Here is a 16,666-nt window from a genome sequence, read left to right on the forward strand (position 1 = left end):
CTAGCCGTTCAAGGGCGGATGCTTATCGACGTCTACTCCGCCCATCCCGACAAATTGGCGAGGTGTAAACCCCAGTGGCATCGAACGAAAAGCGCGGCAAGGAAGCCCTGTCCCACCTGAAAAGCGAGCTGGATTCGCGCGACCGCAAGGAGAAGTCCCGCCCGTGGTCGGTGGCGGCGATCTCCGCGGCCGTCATCGCGCTGATCGGCGGCGGCATCTACTTCGCGGCCAACAACGACAGCGGCGAGGACCTCGCCGCCTCCGAATCCACCGCCGCGTCCGAGGCCACCACCGAGGAGCAGGAGCCGTTCGACTCGTCGAAGTTCGAGCCGATCGCCACCAAGCGCGAGCAGGCGCTGCCGGCGACTGTGAACTGCACTTACAACGAGGCTGACGAGCAGGGCGGCGACGGCGTTGGCACCCCGAAGACCGACGGCGTGTCCACCGAGGGCACCCTCACCGTCGAGCTGGACACCAACCAGGGCCCGATCGGCATGGAGCTGGACCGTGCGGCCTCCCCGTGCACCGTCAACGCCGTCGAGTACCTCGCCGAGGAAGGCTTCTACAACGACACTGTCTGCCACCGCCTGACCACCGGCGACGGCCTGAAGGTGCTCCAGTGCGGCGACCGCGCCGGCACCGGCGCCGGCGGCCCGGGCTTCCAGTTCGCAAACGAGCTGCCCACCGACCAGGCACTCGAGGGCATCGACCTGTCTGAGGCGGGCATCCCAGAAGGCGCGTCCGAGGAAGAGATGATGCAGGCCAAGACGATGATGCTGCAGCAGAACAGCCAGCCGCAGCGTTACGACCGCGGCACCATCGCTATGGCGAACGCCGGCGTGGACACCAACGGCTCCCAGTTCTTCCTCAACTACGGCGACTCCGTGCTGCCGCCGCTGTACACCTACTTCGGCCACATCGACGACGAAGGCCTTTCCACCTTGGACAAGATTGCCGAGGCCGGCGTCGAGGGCGGCGAACAGGACGGCGCCCCGGCAGACGAGGTCCGTATCAAGAAGGCGACCGTGAAGTAGCAGCGGGCAGTAACGCTTCAGCCCGTTGAAGCGACGTAGCTCTGGGAATCGCCTCAGAGCTTACTGTCCTAGGTAGCGCTCTACCAGCGCACCCGATAGCATTCCGAGAAGCACACACATTTTTACGAGTGAGGAAAATTCGATGAAGCTTCGCACCAGCCTTGCAGCGGCAGCAACCGCCACCGCGGTCATGGTTTCTGGCGCCGCAGTCGCCGACGCAGCTCCGACGGTCAACGACACCGCAGAGAGCAAGTCCAAGGACTCCGGCGGCAAGGACTCCGACAAGAGGACCATCAAGGACAGCCTGTCCTCCTCGAGTGAAGAGGGCTCCTCTATCGAGGACATGAGCCCGGAGGAGCTGAAGAGCTGGATCGCCGTGGTCACCGCGATCATCGGCATGCTCACCCAGGTGCTGTCCATCGCGTCTAAGTTCGCGCGTTAGAGCCACCGCGTTCTCGCACGGGGCACACTCGCGCCGCTGCGCAAAACACAACCGGCTACCTACTACCGGCTACCAGCGAAAATTTCCGTTGGTAACCGGCTCTAGGTAGCCGGTTCTTTTCGTTCCAGCCCCACGACCGCGCCAACGGCGACGCCGCCGCTCCCCCTCGCGGGAAACGGCGGCGTTGTCGCGTGCAGCCTCTATCAGGTCAGGATCGTGCTCGTCCTACTTGTTGTTGTTCAGCAGCGCGATCGGGCCAAGCACGGAGTCAATCGGGAACGCCAGCGCCAGCGGCAGCACGAGAGCCAGGACAGCGGCGATGATGCCGAGAATGACGCCAATCGGAGCGTCGGAGGAGGAAGAAGCGGAGCTTTGCTCCTCGGTCGGCTTCTGCTCCTCGGTCGGCTTCTCTTCCGGAGCCGGCTTCTGCTCCTCGGTCGGCTTCTGCTCCTCGGTCGGCTTCTCTTCCGGAGCCGGCTTCTGCTCCTCGGTCGGCTTCTCTTCCGGAGCCGGCTTTTCAGCCTCGGCAACAGTTACCGGCAAGGACACCTTGGTGCCTTTGTCGGTGGTGATCTCCAGGGTCTGCTCGCCGGACACGCCCGCCGGGATCTCCAGCTCAATCTTTGCGCGGCCCTGCTCGCCTAAGCCCTTGTCGGCGTCGGTGACCGCGTTGTCGACGTCGGCGGTAGCCGTTGCCTCGCCCACCTTCGCGGTGACGGTCTCAGCCTGCGCCTCGCCCTCGGAGGAGTAGCTCAGGGAGGTCAGCTCGATGGTGTTCTTCTGGCCAGCCTTCAGACCGCCCTCCGGGAGCACCACGCCGACGTCCTTTTGGCCCTCACGGACCTGGGCGTCGCCGGTCTGCAGGTAGTCCACAAATGCCTGCAGATCGTTGTAGCCCACATCGTTGCGGTCGCGGACTTCGTCAGCGTTGATCAGGGCGTCGCCACCGTCGAGCAGGAAGGTCGACGCTGCAACGGTGTAGTCCTTCTCCGGATCCACGGACTCGCCGTTGATCTGGATGTCCAGGATGCGGTTGCCACGCTCAGCGTTCGGGTTGTACGTGTAGGACACGTTGTCGGACAGGCCCATGTCCAGACGCGGGCGACCCGACTTTGCTGCAACCTCCGGGGTCTGCCACTGATTCTCCAACGCTTCCTTGATGGCGGCGCCGGACAGCTTGGCAACAGCGATGTTGTTGCCGAACGGCTGGACGGTGGCGGCCTGTTCGTAGGTCACATCGCCCTTGGTCAGGTCCGCACGAACACCGCCGGCGTTCATCACACCGAAGTCGATCTCGGTGTCGAGGAATGCGGAAAGCGCAGCGACGGCGGACTGCGCCAGCATGTTGTTCGCGGTGGACTCGGTGCCGCGGTTGGAGCCTGGCTTATCCTCCGGATTGGAGCCACGCTTGAAGTCGGCGGCGATGTTGGCGACGACCTTCTGGCCGAGCTCGCTGGCAATCTTGTCTGCCTCTGCAACGATCTTCTCAACCTCGGCATCAGGGGTGATGCCGAGCTCCTCGAGCTGCGACGCCTCGATCTGGCGACCGTCGACCTCGACGAGCTTCTTCTCGGCCTTATCGTAGGTGAAAGCAATATCGGTGACGACCTTGCCGTACTCGTGGGACTGCGCGTACGGAACCTTGCCGTCGCGGTCGAGCTCCAGGCGCTTGATGTGGTCATCGCCACCGAATACGAAATCGACGTACTTCGCGTCGAGCTTCGGTGCGCTGGTGTGGGCCGGATCGTGAATCAGAGCGATGACGAGGTCAGCCTTGCCGGACTCCTTGAGCTTCTTGGCCTCGACGTTGACCTGCTCGGCGGAATCCGTGAACTTCACACCCGCAACGTTGGCCGGGCTGGACTTTTCCGGGGTGAGGTTGGAGGTCGTGCCCACCAGGGCAACCTTCACGCCCTCCTTCTCCACGATGGTGTACGGCTTCACCGGTTGCTCGCCATCAACGAAGATGTTCGCGCCGAGCTGCTTGTCATTGGTGCCCGGAACGATGCGGTCGATCAGGTCCTGGTAGCCCTTATCGAACTCGTGGTTGCCCACAGCGGAGCCGTCGGTGCCGATGGCTTTGATGAAGTCCATCGTGTACTTGTCGTCGGAGATGAAGGAAACGAACGCCGAGCCACCCTGGTTGTCACCGGAGGTGGTGACGATGGTGTTCGGGTTCTGCTCACGCAGGTAGTTCATGATGCCCGCGACATTGGCGGCACCCATCTCGTCGCCGGCCTTCGGGGTGATTTCCTTGACTTCCTTGCCATTCTCGTCGAGGACCGGGTTGCCTGCGGCGTCCTTCACCGTGGTCGTGGACGGGTTGTACTTCAGGCGACCGTGGAAGTCGGTGATGTTGGCAACGTTGATGGTGACCTGGTCAGCCTCAGCTGCTGCAGCGAACGGTGCTGCGGTGAGCACCACAGCGGTCGTGGTGGTTGCGGCGATCAGGGCGCCAGCGCGACGGAAATCAAACACGGGAGACTCCTCGGTGTCGGGGGATGGTGTCCTTCCCTTTTATCCCTGATTCCTCCACTCCGCAGCGCAACTTCCCGCCACTCGCCGCTCTGCGCTGGGAAAATAACCTCGCGTCCACCAACATTTCATCTATTGGACACCTTAAGGTCGGCTCAGAGGAGGGCGTGGGCAACCGTTGGACGTCGTTAGGCAGTCACGCGATAGACGTCGAAGACTCCCTCAATGTTGCGGATCTGGTTCATGATGGAACCGAGCTGCTTGATGTCGGAGACCTCGATGGTCAAACGGATCGTGGCGATGCGGTCGTCGCCCGCCTGGGACGACATTGCCAAAATTGGCAGTTTCGCCTCCGAGAGCACCCCGGTGGTCTCGGTGAGCAGGCCGTTGCGGTCCAGCGCCTCCAGCTGGATGGTGGCTCGCGACGCGCTCTTGTGCGAGCGTTGGTTCGCCCACTCGACGTCCACCAGGCGCTCCGGCTCGTCCTTGAGCTTGTTGGCGTTCGTGCAATCCGTCCGGTGCACCGACACTCCCCCGCCGCGGGTGACAAAACCGAAGATGGCGTCGCCGGGCACCGGCTGGCAGCACTTGGCCAGCTTCGCCATCACATCCGGGCTGCCCTCCACCAGAATCGCGGGGCCGTCGCCGCTGGCCTGCGGGCGCACCAGCGCCGACATCGGGGTGCGCGCGGTGAGCGCATCGACGGCATCGTCATCGCCGCCGAACATGTCCATGAGCAGGTGCGCGACGTGCTGGGAGGAAACATTGCCAGCACCGATAGCGGTGTACAGCGCGTCCACGTCCTGGTAGTGCAGCCGCGTGGCCACCTGCCGCATCGACTCGTTGGTGAACAGGCGGTGCATGGGCAGCCCGCCGCGCTGCACTTCTGCGGCGAGCGCGTCGCGGCCTGCCTCAAGCTGTTCTTCGCGGCGCTCCTTGGCAAACCACTGGCGGATCTTCGCTTTTGCGCGCGGGGAGACAACGAAGTCCTGCCAGTCGCGCGACGGGCCCGCGTTCTGGTCCTTGGAGGTGAAAATCTCCACCCGGTCGCCGGACTTGAGCTCGGTTTCCAGCGTGACCAGCTTGCCGTTGACTTTGGCGCCGATGCAGCGGTGGCCGACCTCGGTGTGCACCGCATACGCGAAGTCCACCGGCGTGGACCCCGCAGGCAGGTCCACCACGTCGCCCTTCGGGGTGAAGGCGAAGATCTGCTGGCTGGTCAGGTCGTAGCGCAGAGAATCCAGAAACTCGTTCGGGTCCGCGGCTTCCTTCTGCCAGTCCAGCAGCTGGCGCATCCACGCCATCTGGTCCACCTCGGACTGGTCGCCCTTGTGCGAGCCCTTCGTCTCCTTGTAGCGCCAGTGCGCCGCAACACCGAACTCAGCGTTGTAGTGCATCTCGTGGGTGCGCACCTGCACCTCGAGCGGGCGGCCCGTCTGCGTCATCACAGTCGTGTGCAGCGACTGGTACACACCGAAACGCGGGTTGGAGATGTAGTCCTTGAACCGGCCCGGCATCACGGAGTACAGGGAGTGGACCACGCCGATGGCCGCGTAGCAATCGTTGACGGTGTCCACCAGCACGCGCATGCCAACCAGGTCGAAGATCTCGTTGAAGTCGTGGCCCCGCACGGACATCTTCTGGTAGATGGACCAGTAGTGCTTCGGGCGGCCCATCACCTCGGCTGTGATGCCGTTGGATGCGAGCTCGCGCTGCAGCACCTCGGTGATCTCCCGCAGCGCCCTGTCGCGCGACGGCGCATGGTCCGCAACCATGCGAACGATCTCCTCGTACTTCTTCGGCTGCAGGATGGCAAAGGCCAAGTCTTCCAGTTCCCACTTCACGCTGGCCATGCCCAAGCGGTGCGCCAGCGGGGCGATGACGTCAAGTGTTTCCTGCGCCTTCTTCGCCTGCTTCTCCGGCGGCAAAAAGCGCATCGTGCGCATGTTGTGCAGGCGGTCCGCCACCTTGATCACCAGCACGCGCGGATCTTCCGCCATAGCAACGATCATCTTGCGGATCGTCTCCGCCTCCGCCGCCGCACCGAGGGCGACCTTGTCCAGCTTGGTTACGCCGTTGACCAGCTTGGCTACCTCGGGCCCGAAGTCGCGGGTGAGGTCGTCCAACGAGTAATCGGTGTCCTCCACCGTGTCGTGTAAAAGCGCCGCCACCAGCGTGGTGGTGTCCATGCCAATTTCGGCACAGATGGTCGCAACCGCCAGCGGGTGCGTGATGTACGGATCGCCCGACTTGCGGAACACGCCCTCGTGCAGGCGCTCCGCGGTGGAGTAGGCGCGGTCGAGCAGCTCCGCGTCCGCCTTCGGGTGGAACTTGCGGTGAAGCGACAGCAGCGGGTCCAGCACTGGGTTTGTCTTGGAGCGGCTGTTGCCCGTCAACGAGCGCGCTAGCCGGGCAGACATGCTGCGCACGGAGGGGCCTGTCCTCTTCACCGGCTTGTCAGTCATTCCCAGCCTCCGATTCCAGAACTACTCCAGCGACTAAAAGCGTAATCCTACGCCTTCTCGGGGTGCTCTTCGCCGAGGACCACCAGCGGAGCGTCGCCAAGCTTGCTGCGCCCGCCGAGGCCCGCCACCTCAAGAACGACCACATAGCCTGCGACGGTGCCTCCGGCGCGCTCGATCAGGTCGCGGGCGGCGACGAGGGTGCCGCCGGTGGCCAGCACGTCGTCCACAAGCACGATGCTCTTGCCGCTGATGTCCACGCCGTCCGCCGGAATCTCCAGTGCGGCCGAGCTGTATTCGGTGGTGTACTCCTGCGTGATCACCGGCGGCGGCAGCTTGCCCTTCTTGCGGATGGCCAAGATGCCGGTGCCGAGCTCATACGCCACAGCAGAGCCGAGCAGGAACCCGCGCGCGTCCAAACCGCCGACGAGGTCCGCGCCAAGCTTGCGGCTGGCGGTGGCCATTTCCGCGATGACGATGTTCAGCGCCGCCGGGTCCGCGAGCACCGGTGTGAGGTCTTCGAACAGGACTCCCTCTTCCGGGAAGTCCTGCACCTGGCGGATCTTGTCCTTCAGCGCGTCTCGGGCGGTGGCGTAGCGGTTGCCGTCGATAGGTGTGGGGGCCATTGGTTGAATTCTCCTGTTAGTTTTCGGCCGGGGTTGTCTCTGAATTCAGCTGCCACCGGTCCATGTTCCAGCCGATGCCGGCAAGACCCGTGTACGGCACCACGTTACGCACTGCACCGTCCACCGCGAAGGTGCGGGGCTGTGCGGCCAGCGGAATGGACGGCAGCTGCTTCCATAGGTGACCTTCCTGCGCGCGCAGGGCGCCGAGTTCCTGGGCGCGGTTGTTCGCGGACGGGAACTCCCGCATCGGGTCCGTGGCGTGCAAGATCACATCGGCGGCACCGTCGGTCCAGGTCTCGGTGCCCCATTCGTCGTACTCCGCCCGAGGCAAGTCCGCAAGCGTTTTACCGCCCTCGGTCACGTCAGTGACCGTGATACCGGCGGGCTCGCAGGTGCGGCGGATGGACTCCACCATGGCGGCGAACCGCGCATCCGGGTAGGGGTAGCCGATGCGAATCTCTGTGCCCGAAAGCGCAGACGCGGCTTCGATGTCCACGTCGAGATTGGGGGCTGCGACGTCGTTGAGGCGCGCCGCCAGTGGGTCAGCGTGCTGCAGCACGTGCAGCGGTGCGACGGGCACGTCGAGGCCGGCGACACCGCTGGATGCCTTAGCGACGGCACGCGGGTCCACGCACTTGGCAAACGCCTGGCGGTTCTCGGGGATCGCCCACATGCCGATCTCCGGGAACGTCAACGCCTCAGTCAGCTCGCCGATCTGGGTGTCAACGCTGAGCCGGTTGCCTTCGGCGTTGACGTTGTGCCATGCCGGGGAGGTCTCGCGCAGATCGCCGATGCGCAGCGCCTCGTCCGCCGCCAGTTCTCCGGAGTCAGCGGACCCGGGCCAGACAACCATTTCTGAAGTCTGCGGCGCGTCGCCGTAATAGTGCTCGTTAGCGACTAGCGTCACCTCACCGCGCTCTCCTACCTCAGCGATCTTGAAGGGGCCGAAGGACACCTGCAGATCGGGGTCGAACTCGGAGAGGCTGAAGCCGTGGCGCCACACATTGGCAATTGGTTTGAGCAGGGAGAAATCGCCAGACTGCAAGTCGTGGTCCAGCTCCTCAACGCTCTTGTCCAGCTTCGCGGCCACGGCGTGGGCTGGCAGCACCGTGCCGGCGTCGAACAATCCGCGCCAGCGTGCGCCCCGCTTCTCTTTGAACGTCAAAGTGAATTCTTTGGCGCCTGGGGTGCACGACAGCGCTTCCGTGTCGTCGAAAAGCGGCATGTGCGATCCGAACATGCCCGGATAATGCCCGGCTGTGAACGTGAGCAAGTAGTCGGAACAAGTCACCGGCGTGCCGTCGGAAAAGACCGCGGCGTCGGACAAGGTGTAGATCACCTTGCGCTGATCGCTCGGCAGCACCTGGGTGGTGACCAAATCCGTGTTCGGGATCATCTGCCCGCTCGGGCCCGGCACGTACACACCCGGGTACAAACGACCAGATAGCACCTCAGCCATGTCGGTGGCGCCCTCGAGCGTGCCGGCATTTGTGGTGCGCAGTTCACCGAGCACCTGGTAGCCGAACAGCTTCTTCGACTGGTTGTCGTCGTTGTCTGCCGTGCCGCACCCTGCGAGCGAGGCATAACCGATGGCCGCGGCGGCAACCGCGGCTAGTCCCCGTATGAAACGTCCTGCCATGTGCGTGCCGCCGTCTACCGCCCGGGACGCCAGGTTGCGGATCCGGCGGTACCGTCAGTTGCGGCGTCGGTGCGCCGCACTGGCGTGGCCACCTGGCGCTTCTCGTGGGCGACCTCCTCGGTCGTCGCTTCCTCCAACTCGCTGGTTCCGCGGGCGCGGTAGCGCTCCACTGCGGCGTTGTGCTCCTTGTACTTCTTCTTCCGGTTCACCAGGCTCACCAGCAGCGGCGTAGCCAGGAACAGCGAGGAGAAGATGCCCTCGATCACGCCGATGAGCTGGATCAGCGCCAGGTCCTTCAGCGTGCCCACGCCAAGCATCCACACCGCCACGACCATCAGCGCCACGATCGGCAGCGCCGAGATCACGGAGGTGGAGATGGAACGCATCACCGTCTGGTTCACGGCCAGGTTTGCCTCTTCGGCGTAGGTGGAGCGCCGCGAATCTAGCACGCCCGAGGTGTTCTCGCGCACCTTGTCAAACACGATGACGGTGTCGTACAGGGAGAAGGTCAGCACCGTGAGCAGGCCGATGATCATCGCCGGCGTGACTTCTAGGCCGAACAGGGCGTAGAAGCCGGCGATCAGGACACCGTCCACGACGAGCGCGGCCATGGCGGCGGCCGCCATTTCACGCTGCAGGCGGACAGCCACGTACACGGCAGCGGCGACCATGAACACCGCCATCGCCAGCAGCATGCGGTTCGTAATGGTTGAACCCCAAGACTCCGACACCGTGGAGTCGCCGATGGCGTCGGCGCTGGGCTCGCCGGTGTGGTCTTCAACCTGGTACTCGTCGAAGATTGCCTGGCGTGCGGCGTCGATCTGTTCCTGGCTGAGGTGCTCGGAGTTGATCTCCAGGGTGCGTGTGTCGCCGGCGCCCACGATCTGGGTCAGTTCCGGAGTTACGCCAGTGGCGTCGACGAAGGTCTCCTCCACTTGCTCGGCGACGAGGTCGCCGGCCGGCATGGTCATCTTGGTGCCGCCTTCGAAATCGATGCCCATGTTGAATCCACGCAGCAGCATTGCCAGCAGCGAAATCACCACAAGCACGAACGTGATGCCGTACCAGAGCTTGCGGCGTCCCACGAAGTCGATGGCGCCGGAGCCGTCGTAGAGCGTCTCCGCGGAGCGCTTCGCCTTCACGGGGGCGGCGGTGCCCGCCGCGTCAGTGGAGGTGTGTGTCGATGTTGCCTTGGTGCTCGACATGTCTAGATCTCCTCATTCGTTGCGGCCGGTTCGAGCTCATGCTTTTCGACGCCATCCTGCTCCCCGACGCCACGGGTTTCCGCACGCCGTGCTTCTGCAGTCTTGAACGCCTTGCCCATGCCGTTGACGGACGGCTTGGACCAGAACTTGCTGCGCGACGCGATGATCAGCAGCGGCGCGGTGACAAGGAAGGTCACAACCAGGTCGAAGACGGTGGTCAGGCCCATGGTGAAGGCGAAGCCCTTCACGTCGCCGACAGCCAGGAAGTAGATGATGACCGCGGCGATCAATGTGACCATGTTGCCGGTGACGACCGTGTCCTTCGCGCGCTGCCAACCGGATGCGGAGGCGGAGCGGAACGTCTTGCCCTTGCGCACCTCATCCTTAATGCGCTCGTAGATGACGATGAACGAGTCGGCGGTTGCGCCGATGCCGATGACAAGGCCGGCGATGCCGGACAGGTCCAGCGAGTAGCCGATCCAGCGGCCCAGCAGCACCAGCGTGCCGTAGACGAGCGCGCCTGAGGCAACCAGCGAGGCCAGGGAGATCAGGCCGTAGAGGCGGTAGTAGGCGAAGACGAACAGCGCCACCAGGATCAGGCCCACCAGGCCGGAGTACAGACCGGCCTTCAGGGATGCCTGGCCAAGTGACGGCGGCACGGACAGTGCGGTGCCGCCCGGCTCGCCGTTTTCACCGGCGAAGGACAGCGGTAGCGCGCCGTAGCGCAGGTTGTTGGCAAGGCTTTCAGCCTCTTCCTGAGTGAAGTTGCCGGTGATGGACGTTGCGTTGCCGACCGGGGTCGCGCCCTGGATCACCGGCGCGGAAATCACCTGGGAGTCCAGAGTGATGGCGATCTGCTTCTGCAGCATCTCGCTGGTCAGGCGTGCCCACGTCTCGGAACCGTTGGGCTCGCCCGCCTGGCTGAAGGCGAAGCTGATTTCCATTTGGCTGGACTGCGGGTTGAAGCCGCCGGTGATCGCGCGGTTGGTGTCGATCTGCTCGCCGGTCAGGCGCGGTCCGTCTGGATCGGTGACACCGTCGAGCAAGGGAACCTCGTCGAGAAGCAGCGCCTGGCCCGAAGTCGGGTCACAGGAAACGAGCGGAAGGTCCGCCTTGTCGGAACCGGCGAGCGGGTCGGTGATCTGGCCCATGCAGCGCGCGGACATGAGCGTCAGGGCCGCGAACTGCTCCGTCGGATCAGTGGACTGGCGGGTGCGGCGCAGCATGTCCGTCGTTTCCTGGCGGCGCTCCGCCGCCTCCACCGGGCCGTCCGGCTCCGGCAGCGGCTCGGCGCTCAGCTGCGGGACGTCCTTCGGCGCGGCAGGCTCTTCCTCTTCCTTCGGCGCGGCGTCCTTGCCCTCGCCGTTTGGATCCTGCGGATTTTCGGCAGCCTTTTCGTTCTCCTTCTCCGCCGCCTCCTTGCGGGCCGCGATCTGGGTGAGCACTGCCTGGCCCTCTTGCGGGGTGAAAATGCCGTACTCGACCCACTCGTTGGTCATGTCCAGGATGACATCGTCGACCTTTGTGCTGTCCGCCGCCGGCGGGTCGAGCACCGGACGGAAGAACAGCTGGGAAGTCTGGCCGATGTTGCGGATCTCAGCGGTGTCGTCGCCGGCTGCCTCGATGACAATCGTGTTGCCGTCCACGACCACGGACGCGCCGGAGACACCCATGCCGTTGACACGGTTTTCAAGGATCTTGCGGGCGTCCTGCAACTGCTCGTTGGTCGGTTCCTCGCCCTGCGGGACTAGGGTCACGCGCGTGCCGCCCTGCAGGTCGATGCCGAGCTTCGGCTCAGCGGATTTGCTTCCGGTGAAAAAGACTAGGGCGTAGACGCCGATGACAATGAGGGCGAAAAGCGCGAGTAGCCGGGCAGGCCAGCGCTTCTTCCCCTTCACTTCGCGGGACCGCCGAGTGCTGTTGGACACTGAGCTGACTCCTCTGCTTTCCGAGCTCCAATTTTTCTCCTCCACCTGGCCCCAAAACACCCATGAAGCGGCATGAGTGAACAGCGTGCCGGTGAAGACACAACGGAACATGCTACGGCATAGCCCCGCAAAACCAGCAGTCCGGTCCGTGTCAGCCTTAATAGAGCGACATTTGGCCCGGTGCGTCCGGCGGCGCCTGCAGCCCCAGGTGCTCCCACGCCGCCGCCGTGGCCACCCGCCCACGCCCGGTGCGCGACATCAGGCCGGCGCGCACGAGGTAGGGCTCGCACACCTCTTCAATAGTGCCCGGCTCCTCACCGACCGCGATGGCGAGCGTGCCCACTCCCACCGGTCCCCCGCCGTGGCCGCGGATCAGCGCGTCCAGCACCGCCCTATCCAGCCGGTCAAGGCCGAGCTCGTCCACGTCGAACACGCTCAGCGCCGAGCGCGCGGCACCAAGGTCGACGTGTCCGTCGCCGTGCACATCCGCGAAATCGCGCACGCGCCGCAGCAGGCGGTTAGCGATGCGCGGCGTGCCGCGGGAGCGCGAGGCAATCTCCACCGCGGCGTCGGTGTCAATGCCGACCCCCAAGATTTGCGCGGCGCGGCTGACCACCTTGGTCAGGTCCTCCACGTCGTAGAACTCCATTTGCGCGGTAAAGCCGAAGCGGTCACGCAAAGGACCGGTGAGCATGCCGGCGCGGGTGGTGGCGCCGACGAGGGTAAACGGCGGAATCTCCAGCGGGATCGACGTCGCACCGGGGCCTTTGCCGACGATGACGTCGATGCGGAAATCCTCCATCGCCATGTAGAGCATTTCCTCAGCCGGGCGGGCGATGCGGTGGATTTCGTCGATGAAAAGCACGTCGCCTTCCATCAGATTGGACAGCATTGCCGCGAGGTCACCCGCGCGCTCGAGGGCCGGGCCAGATGTCATCCGCAGGGAGGTGCCCAGCTCTTGCGCGACGATCATGGCCATGGTCGTCTTGCCCAGGCCGGGCGGGCCGGACAGCAGAATGTGGTCCGGGGTCACACCGCGGCTTCGCGCGCCCGCGAGCACGAGGTTGAGCTGCTCGCGCACCTTCGGCTGGCCGATAAATTCGTTGATCGACTTTGGGCGCAGCGAACGCTCAATGTCGTGCTCGTCTGCTTGCGCATGCGCGTCTACTGGCGACGGCGGCTTCGCCGCGAACCCGTCCGGCAGTTCAAACTCTGTCTTCTCCACGTCGGACACGGCTGCCTCCCTACTTCTTGCCCAGCTGGCTCAGCGCCTGGCGCAGCAACGCGGACGCGTCTTCGTCCGGGTTCTCCTGCACCAGCGCATCCACCACCGGCCTTGCCGATCGCTCCTGGAAGCCCAGCCCGACGAGAGCCTCGACCACCTGCTCGGAGACCAGCGAAGTGCCCTTTGCGGCAGTGGCGGGTCCGCCGGCAGCTGCAGCGTCGCCCGCCGGCACGAAAGCCTCCACCTTGTCCTTGAGCTCTAGGGCAATGCGCTCCGCCATCTTCTTGCCCACACCGGGGATGGATTGAATCGCCTTCACGTCCCCGGACGCGATATGGGAGGACAACTCCCCCGGTTCGAAGACAGAAAGGGCGGCAAGTGCGAGCTTGGGGCCCAGCCCGGAGACGGTCTGCAGCTTGTGGAACATCTCGCGGGTGTCCGTGTCACCGAAGCCGTAGAGGGTCACGCCGTCGTCCTTGACCACCATGGACGTCATCACCCGGCATGTCTCGCCCCGGGTGAGACGTCCGAGCGTCTGGGGTGCGGCCAAGAAGCGGTAGCCCACGCCGGAGCACTCGATCACTGCGTGGTCGAGCCCGATGGTGAGCACTTCGCCGTTGAGAGAATCAATCATTGGTTCGCCGCTTTCATGGTCAACTGGTTGGTTCGTGCGATCAAGGGGGCGCGCCAGCAATGACACACCGCGATGGCCAGCGCGTCTGCCGCATCCGCGGGTTTCGGCGCCTCGGACAGTCCGAGAATGCGGGTGATCATCGCAGTCATCTGCTTCTTGTCCGCCCTGCCGTTGCCGGAGATGGCTTTCTTTACCTCGGACGGGGTGTACATGTGCACCGGGATCCCGCGCTCCGCGGCGGCGAGCACCATCACGCCCACAGCGTGGGCGGTGTGCATGACCGTGGAGACGTTCCCCCGCTCGAAAATGCGCTCCATGGCGATGACGTCTGGCTGGTAGTCGTCGATCCACTCGCCTACGGCGCGGGAGAGGCGCAAAAGACGCTCCGCGAGTTCCGCGGTAGACGGGGTGCGCACGACGCCGACGGCGACGGGGATGATTTGGCGGCCACGTCCCGCCTGCACCACGGAAAGACCGCACCGCGTCAAGCCAGGGTCGATGCCCATGACCCGCAGACCCTCCAGCGACATTGCCTCTCCTTTCCGCACATGTGACACATATGTTCTACCACAGTAGACACAGCAAACGCCCGCGCCACAGTCAGCGGCACGGGCGTTTACGCGAATCGGATCTAGTCCTCGAGCTGCGCGGCCACTTCGTCGGAGATGCTCATGTTGGTGTAGACATTTTGCACATCGTCGGAGTCTTCGAGGGCGTCGATGATGCGCATCATCTTCTTCGCGCTCTCAGCGTCAACCTCGACCTCAACGTCGGCACGGAACTCCTGCCCGGCGTCTTCGATCTCAATGCCCTCGCCGCCGAGCGCCTCGCGCACCGCCGGCAGGTCGGTCGGCTTGCAGGTGATCTCGAATTCATCGCCGAGGTCGTTGACTTCCTCAGCTCCGGCGTCGAGCACCGCCATGAGCACGTCGTCCTCGCTGAGCTCACCCTTCTGGATGGTCACCACACCAGTGCGCTCGAACATGTAGCCGACAGAACCGGACTCGCCCAGGTTGCCGCCGTTCTTGGTCATAGCGGTGCGCACCTCGGTGGCCGCGCGGTTGCGGTTGTCCGTCAGGCACTCGATGAGCACGGCGACGCCGTTGACGCCGTACCCCTCGTACATCACGGTCTCCCAGTTCGCGCCGCCGGCTTCCTCACCGGAGCCGCGCTTGCGGGCGCGCTCGATGTTGTCGCCCGGCACCGAGGCCTTCTTGGCCTTGCGGATCATGTCGTCCAAGGTGGGGTTCGCGGCCGGGTCGCCGCCGCCGGTTCGTGCTGCGACCTCGATGTCCTTAATCATCTTCGCCCACAACTTCGACCGCTTCGCGTCGTTTGCGGCCTTCTTGTGCTTCGTGGTTGCCCACTTTGAGTGGCCCGACATAACGCACCCCTTTTCCTCGGTTGACGTGTAACAGACGGTATTATACGCACCGCCTCAATCAAGCTCTTACCGGTCACCTCGCGCAAACTGTGGCAATGCCGCCGTGCCTCCGAGGCGGAAGATGCTTACCGACGGCCGAAGGCGCAGCGCACGCGTATCCGCCACAGCGTCGTCGTAGAACCGCGTCGCCAGCTCAACCCGGATGTCCGCGTCACTGAGCGCGCCCGGCGCCTCCTTGCCTGCGATCCGCTCGGCCACCTGGGCCGAGAGTTGCTCCTCCTGCGTAAGACGTGTGTGTATGTCCTGCGGTGTCATCCTGACGTGCTCCGCATCTTCCGCGGCGGAACGAAGCTCGGGGTAGATGGCAGCGATGACAGCGCAGCGCCGGTCCAGCGCCGCCTGCAAGGCGTCGCGCGAACGGTCGAGCCGGATGTGCAGCCGGTTGAGCCGCTGCGCCGTGTTGTAGGCCCACGCAGCCAGCAGCGTCACCACCACCGCCACGGCGATCCACACCAAAGTCATAGCCACCCTTCCACCCCGACCTTCTCCCCGATCGACACAACCTCGTACACCGCCAGCACCTGACGTGCCACAACCGACCAGTCGAAGTCTTCGGCCCGCTTCACGCCGCGGGCGGCGAGGTCAGCGCGGAGCGGGGCGTCGTCGATAAGCAACTGCAACTGCTGCGCGAGCGCCGACACATCGCTGGGAGGAAACAACACCCCCGAACCCTCGCCGCAGACCGCGGCGAACGCCGGAATGTCGCTGGCCACGACGGCGCAGCCGGCGGCCATCGCCTCCACGAGCACGATCCCGAAGGATTCACCGCCGAGGTTCGGCGCGACGAAGATGTCGGCGCGACCGAGGATCTTAGCCTTCTCCGCCTCGGGGACCAGGCCCGTAAATTCGACGCCCTCGACCTCGCGGGGCGCGCCAGCTCCAATAACCGTGACCCGGGGCTTTTGCGGAAGCTGGTCCACAGCCTGCAAAAACACCTCCAGGCCCTTGCGGGGCTCGTCCAATCGCCCCAGGAAGACCACTTCTGGCCTTGCCTGGTTTCCCGAAGCGCGCCGCGCCTTTTTAAACCGGGCGGTGTCCACGCCGTTGGGGATGATCACGGGGTCGGTGCCCACCTGCTGCGACTGCCAGCGCCACGCCTCCTCGCTGACCGCAATACCGGCTCGGATCTTTTCCAGACTGCCGCGCAGCGCGGGCAACGCAAGTTTGAGTGCGTACGAGGAATCCGCCGAGGCGTGGTACGTGGCCACGATCGGGCCGGTGGCCATGCGCAGCGCGGCCATGGAGTAGCTCGGCGAGTTCGGCTCATGCACGTGCAGGATGTCGAAGTTTCCGCGCTCGACGAACTGGCGCGTGGTGCGGCGCACCTGAGGGCCGAAGGACAGCCGCGCGACCGAGCCGTTGTAGCGCACCGGCACGGCGATACCGCCGCGGGTCACCCACTCCGGAAGGTCGACGCTGTCGGAGGCCGGTCCGAGTACCTCGGTGTGGTGGCCCATTGTGCGCAGCTGGGCGGCAAGGTCAAGCACGTGGGCTTGAACGCCGCCCGGCACGTTGAAGGAATACGGGCACACCAGACCAATCCGCACCTCGG

At 64.8% G+C, this 16,666-nt stretch carries 14 protein-coding genes; 2 read left to right on the plus strand and 12 right to left on the minus strand.

The annotated features are described in order from the left end of the window. Positions 1-74: 74 nt before the first annotated feature. Both H0193_RS03200 and H0193_RS03205 read left to right on the plus strand, forming a co-directional pair. Complete coding sequence (locus H0193_RS03200) at positions 75-1,034, plus strand: peptidylprolyl isomerase (protein ID WP_181888527.1); 960 nt, start codon at positions 75-77, stop codon at positions 1,032-1,034. A 142-nt stretch (positions 1,035-1,176) separates the two neighbouring features. Then, the gene (locus tag H0193_RS03205; protein ID WP_070843972.1) at positions 1,177-1,476 is read left to right on the plus strand and encodes a hypothetical protein; all 300 of its coding nucleotides are present in this window, start codon (positions 1,177-1,179) and stop codon (positions 1,474-1,476) included. Positions 1,477-1,701: 225 nt separating this feature from the next. Here the strand turns inward: H0193_RS03205 and H0193_RS12440 are convergent, their stop codons facing one another. The 12 genes from H0193_RS12440 to H0193_RS03265 form a co-directional block, all read right to left on the minus strand. Further along, positions 1,702-3,954 carry a 5'-nucleotidase C-terminal domain-containing protein gene (locus tag H0193_RS12440; RefSeq protein ID WP_181888528.1) on the minus strand — a complete coding sequence of 751 codons (2,253 nt, stop codon included), beginning with the start codon at positions 3,952-3,954 and terminating at the stop codon, positions 1,702-1,704. 185 nt (positions 3,955-4,139) lie between these two features. Next, entirely contained in the window at positions 4,140-6,416 is a 2,277-nt protein-coding gene (locus tag H0193_RS03215; protein ID WP_181888529.1) for a RelA/SpoT family protein, read from the minus strand. Between the two features lie 47 nt (positions 6,417-6,463). Beyond that, positions 6,464-7,039, minus strand: coding sequence for an adenine phosphoribosyltransferase (locus H0193_RS03220; RefSeq protein ID WP_181888530.1), 576 nt, complete (start codon positions 7,037-7,039; stop codon positions 6,464-6,466). A 16-nt stretch (positions 7,040-7,055) separates the two neighbouring features. Continuing rightward, entirely contained in the window at positions 7,056-8,678 is a 1,623-nt protein-coding gene (locus tag H0193_RS03225) for an ABC transporter substrate-binding protein (protein WP_181888531.1), read from the minus strand. Between the two features lie 14 nt (positions 8,679-8,692). Further along, the gene (secF, locus tag H0193_RS03230) at positions 8,693-9,883 is read right to left on the minus strand and encodes a protein translocase subunit SecF (protein ID WP_181888532.1); all 1,191 of its coding nucleotides are present in this window, start codon (positions 9,881-9,883) and stop codon (positions 8,693-8,695) included. A gap of 2 nt (positions 9,884-9,885) precedes the next feature. Further along, on the minus strand, positions 9,886-11,811 hold the full coding sequence (gene secD / locus H0193_RS03235; protein WP_338026580.1) for a protein translocase subunit SecD: 1,926 nt from the start codon (positions 11,809-11,811) through the stop codon (positions 9,886-9,888). A gap of 157 nt (positions 11,812-11,968) precedes the next feature. Further along, on the minus strand, positions 11,969-13,045 hold the full coding sequence (gene ruvB, locus H0193_RS03240; RefSeq protein ID WP_181888534.1) for a Holliday junction branch migration DNA helicase RuvB: 1,077 nt from the start codon (positions 13,043-13,045) through the stop codon (positions 11,969-11,971). A 10-nt stretch (positions 13,046-13,055) separates the two neighbouring features. Continuing rightward, positions 13,056-13,670 (minus strand): Holliday junction branch migration protein RuvA, encoded by a 615-nt coding sequence (gene ruvA, locus H0193_RS03245; protein WP_181888535.1) that lies wholly within the window; start codon positions 13,668-13,670, stop codon positions 13,056-13,058. Further along, complete coding sequence (gene ruvC / locus H0193_RS03250; RefSeq protein WP_181888536.1) at positions 13,667-14,200, minus strand: crossover junction endodeoxyribonuclease RuvC; 534 nt, start codon at positions 14,198-14,200, stop codon at positions 13,667-13,669. The genes ruvA and ruvC overlap by 4 nt, the downstream gene beginning before the upstream one ends. Before the next feature lie 101 nt (positions 14,201-14,301). Beyond that, positions 14,302-15,054 (minus strand): YebC/PmpR family DNA-binding transcriptional regulator, encoded by a 753-nt coding sequence (locus tag H0193_RS03255; protein ID WP_181888537.1) that lies wholly within the window; start codon positions 15,052-15,054, stop codon positions 14,302-14,304. Between the two features lie 66 nt (positions 15,055-15,120). After that, positions 15,121-15,576, minus strand: a complete 456-nt coding sequence (locus tag H0193_RS03260) for a hypothetical protein (RefSeq protein WP_181888538.1) — start codon at positions 15,574-15,576, stop codon at positions 15,121-15,123. Beyond that, positions 15,573-16,661, minus strand: coding sequence for a glycosyltransferase (locus tag H0193_RS03265; protein WP_181889592.1), 1,089 nt, complete (start codon positions 16,659-16,661; stop codon positions 15,573-15,575). The genes H0193_RS03260 and H0193_RS03265 overlap by 4 nt, the downstream gene beginning before the upstream one ends. Positions 16,662-16,666 lie beyond the last annotated feature (5 nt).

Source organism: Corynebacterium haematomassiliense (assembly GCF_013978595.1).
Classification (GTDB): domain Bacteria; phylum Actinomycetota; class Actinomycetes; order Mycobacteriales; family Mycobacteriaceae; genus Corynebacterium; species Corynebacterium lehmanniae.

Bases quoted from the DNA above. Each gene is read 5' to 3' on its own strand.
- H0193_RS03205 (WP_070843972.1), top strand. From the start codon at position 1,177: ATGAAGCTTCGCACCAGCCTTGCAGCGGCAGCAACCGCCACCGCGGTC.
- H0193_RS03215 (WP_181888529.1), bottom strand. From the start codon at position 6,416: ATGACTGACAAGCCGGTGAAGAGGACAGGCCCCTCCGTGCGCAGCATG.
- H0193_RS03220 (WP_181888530.1), bottom strand. From the start codon at position 7,039: ATGGCCCCCACACCTATCGACGGCAACCGCTACGCCACCGCCCGAGAC.
- H0193_RS03225 (WP_181888531.1), bottom strand. From the start codon at position 8,678: ATGGCAGGACGTTTCATACGGGGACTAGCCGCGGTTGCCGCCGCGGCC.
- secF (WP_181888532.1), bottom strand. From the start codon at position 9,883: ATGTCGAGCACCAAGGCAACATCGACACACACCTCCACTGACGCGGCG.
- ruvA (WP_181888535.1), bottom strand. From the start codon at position 13,670: ATGATTGATTCTCTCAACGGCGAAGTGCTCACCATCGGGCTCGACCAC.
- ruvC (WP_181888536.1), bottom strand. From the start codon at position 14,200: ATGTCGCTGGAGGGTCTGCGGGTCATGGGCATCGACCCTGGCTTGACG.
- H0193_RS03255 (WP_181888537.1), bottom strand. From the start codon at position 15,054: ATGTCGGGCCACTCAAAGTGGGCAACCACGAAGCACAAGAAGGCCGCA.
- H0193_RS03260 (WP_181888538.1), bottom strand. From the start codon at position 15,576: ATGACTTTGGTGTGGATCGCCGTGGCGGTGGTGGTGACGCTGCTGGCT.